This is a genomic window from Bradyrhizobium sp. (assembly GCF_036009065.1).
Lineage (GTDB): Bacteria > Pseudomonadota > Alphaproteobacteria > Rhizobiales > Xanthobacteraceae > Bradyrhizobium.
Genome location: NZ_DASYMN010000080.1, coordinates 1 through 3,057 on the forward strand (window position 1 = coordinate 1; position 3,057 = coordinate 3,057).

Genomic DNA, 3,057 nt, shown 5'->3' on the forward strand with positions numbered 1-3,057 from the left:
GTGCAAAACCGCGTGCACCTTCGCGCTAACGGCGCCACTGTCGAAAGCGCCATCCTCGCCACGGCCAAGGCAAGAAAGCTCGGATACGCCTTTCGGGAGCGCGGCATCGTTCCAGGGACGCGCGCGGTCTCGATCGCCTTCGGCAATCGCGATGGCGAGGCACTGGCGACCTTGACGGTGACCGCAATTGCCCGGCGGATGCAGGCGCCGCGGGTCAAGTCGATTGTCGATCGCCTAAAAGTCTGTGCTGCGGATATCGAGCGATCGCTGGGTGCGCAGCCGGGCTGACCGGTGGTCAACCGCTTCCGGTGTGAGCGAGCTGGTCGCAATGAGAGGTCAGGTTTCGCTCTGCGAGCGGGCGCCCCGCCCTCGCAACAATCGCGGAAGCGAGGGTAAAACTCTCCCCTTTTTGCTGGGATAGCGCTTGCGGCCTTTGGGATTGATGCCCTTGATTTAAGCAAGGCAGTTAGCTGCTTTGTTCGGTTGGCCGCCACCGGTAATAAACCGATGCGGCTCGGCAGTGAGTCGCGATAACCTTTCGGCGTTGATTTATGTAGTTCGCTAAACGGTGTCTATAAGCGGGTGTCATCCCGTTTCGGCAACGCATTCAACTTCAACAAGGAAATCCGGATGCGGAAGCGGGGCGCTGAATGCCGTGCGCGCCGGAAAGCTTCCGTTAGGCCAAGATTCTGAATAAATCTCGTTCATCCTTTGCCAGTCCTCTATGCGCGCGAGGATCACCGTGCATTTGAGAACACGGTCAAAACCAGTTGCCGACGCCTCCAGTACTGCTCCCAAGTTTTCCATGGTCTGTCTCATTTGAGAATCGAAATCTCCCTTCGACAATTTCGAGTCCGTCGTAAAGGGAGTCATTCCGGATACAAAAACAAGATTGCCACTGCGAACGGCTTGAGAGAGTGGCGCTTTTGGTTGCGGTGCGTTCACGGTGTTGATGATTTGTCGAGACACGGTATTTCCTGCGAGCTAGGGTATGAGGTTGGCGCAACCATCGCCTGCTTTGCAATCAGCGCTGACAGCTGTATCATCGCTGATCTGCGATTTTTTTCACCACGTCGTTGCTTTGAAGCGTGGCGGGGCGTTTCAATGGGGTCACGTAACCACTTCATTGGAGATATCTCCTGGTGTAAGCTGCCGACGGGGTTGGTAGGAGTTCTCGCTGCATTGCTGCTCGGCCGCAATCGGAGACGCAAAGCCGACCACTGCCTTCGTCTCGAGAAACTCAGCGAAGGCGTGGTCTCCCCACTCGCGCCCGTTTCCGGATTGCTTGTAGCCTCCGAACGGCGCCATAAAATCGGGAGGCGCACCGTTCAGGATAACTTGGCCGGCGCGCAGGCGAGAGGCGACGGCACGTACCTGGACGAGATCGGCGCCCCATATATAGGCCGCCAATCCATACTCCGTTCCATTCGCCAGCTCGATCGCGTGCTCGACGGTTTCGTACGCCATGATTGAAAGGACCGGGCCGAAGATCTCCTCGCGGGCGATGACCATCTCCGGGGTGACGTTCGCGAACACGGTCGGCCGAACGAAGTAGCCCTTCGGCAGCCCAGCTGGCCGGCCCGGCCCGCCCGCCACGATCGTCGCACCCTCAAGAACACCCTTCTCTATCAAGGCCTGGATTTTGGTCCACTGCGCCTTGGAGGCCACGGGTCCCACGTCGACCTCAGTGCGGGGATCACCGACCACCGTCTTCTCCACCGTCGCCCGCGCCGTGGCGATGACCTGACCCATCCGTGCGCGGGGCACGAGCATCCGAGTCGGCGCGTTGCATGACTGGCCAGAGTTGCGCATTACGGCAAGCACACCCGCGGTAACGGCGGACTCAAAATCGGCATCCTCTAGAATGATATTCGGGCTCTTCCCACCGAGCTCAAGATGAACCCGCTTGACGGTGGGAGCGGCGTTCCGCGTCACCTCGATGCCCGCGCGGGTCGAGCCCGTGAAGGAAACCATGTCAACCTCGCGATGACCCGAGATCGCCGCGCCGACGGTGGGCCCGTCACCGTTCACCAGATTGAAAACCCCCGCCGGCACGCCCGCCGAATGCATGATCTCTGCAAAGATATATGCCGAGAACGGTGCGATCTCGGAGGGCTTTAGGACGATTGTACAGCCCGTCGCCAGCGCTGGCGCGACCTTGCAGCCGATCTGGTTCATCGGCCAGTTCCAGGGCGTGATTAGCCCGCAGACGCCGATCGGCTCTCTCACCACCATCGTCGTTCCGCGCGGCTCGCAGAAGCGATAGGAGCCAAGAACCCGTACCGCCGCCCGCAGATGCTCGAGCGCGAGACGGGCCTGCGAACGCTTGGCGAGGTCGAGCGGAGCTCCCATCTCCGTGCTGATGGCGTCGGCCATATCGTCGTACCGCTTCTGGTATTCGACGAGGATGCGCTCGAGGAGACCTATTCGGGTGGCAACACTCGTCGTCGACCAGTCTGCGAAGGCGTCACGCGCTGCTTTCACGGCCCGGTCTACATCCTTGGGCGTCCCGAGAGCGACCCGCCCTGCAGGTGTTTCGGTGGCAGGATTGATCACCTCGAGGGTGCTGGACCCCGCGGGGTCTAGCCATTCGCCACCGATGTAGAACTTGAGACACTCGCGCAATGCCGTTACCTCCCTGCGATCGGCGTCGCCTGCTGCGCTGCGGCCGAGTTTGAATGAAATACGCCGAGGCCCGCTCAGGCGGCGCGCCCGCAGAGCGGCCCGGTCAATAGGCGCGGTGCTAGCGCGGCTCGCTGTAAGTACGTGCCGCGCTGGCTCGTCGGCCGCTGCGCCTAGGCAATCGGCCCTGCCCACGTCTGCTGCGTAGCCTGCTGAAGCTGCAGCATGCGGTGCTCGGCTGCCATGATCGGCTTGTACAACGCCGGTCGGTCGGCGCTCATGCATGTCGGAAGGCACTCGATCGTCACGTCCGGATTGGGATGGATAAAGTACGGCATCGAGATGCGGTTCTTCTTCCATGCCTCCGGGCTCGTCGGGTTGACGACCCGATGGAGGCTCGAAATCCACCGATCGTTGCTCCAACGCATCATGACG

At 61.1% G+C, this 3,057-nt stretch carries 2 protein-coding genes and 2 pseudogenes; 1 reads left to right on the forward strand and 3 read right to left on the reverse strand.

All coding sequences use genetic code 11. The annotated features are described in order from the left end of the window. Positions 1–288, forward strand: a pseudogene (locus VGP39_RS05135) (hypothetical protein); the annotation flags it as partial. Between the two features lie 297 nt (positions 289–585). Here VGP39_RS05135 and VGP39_RS05140 read toward each other — a convergent pair. From VGP39_RS05140 to VGP39_RS05150, 3 genes and pseudogenes are all read right to left on the reverse strand, one after another. Further along, the gene (locus tag VGP39_RS05140) at positions 586–969 is read right to left on the reverse strand and encodes a RidA family protein (RefSeq protein WP_327567029.1); all 384 of its coding nucleotides are present in this window, start codon (positions 967–969) and stop codon (positions 586–588) included. Positions 970–1,110: 141 nt separating this feature from the next. Continuing rightward, positions 1,111–2,625, reverse strand: coding sequence for an aldehyde dehydrogenase family protein (locus VGP39_RS05145; RefSeq protein WP_327567030.1), 1,515 nt, complete (start codon positions 2,623–2,625; stop codon positions 1,111–1,113). A gap of 170 nt (positions 2,626–2,795) precedes the next feature. After that, positions 2,796–3,057: pseudogene (locus VGP39_RS05150) on the reverse strand (hypothetical protein); the annotation flags it as partial.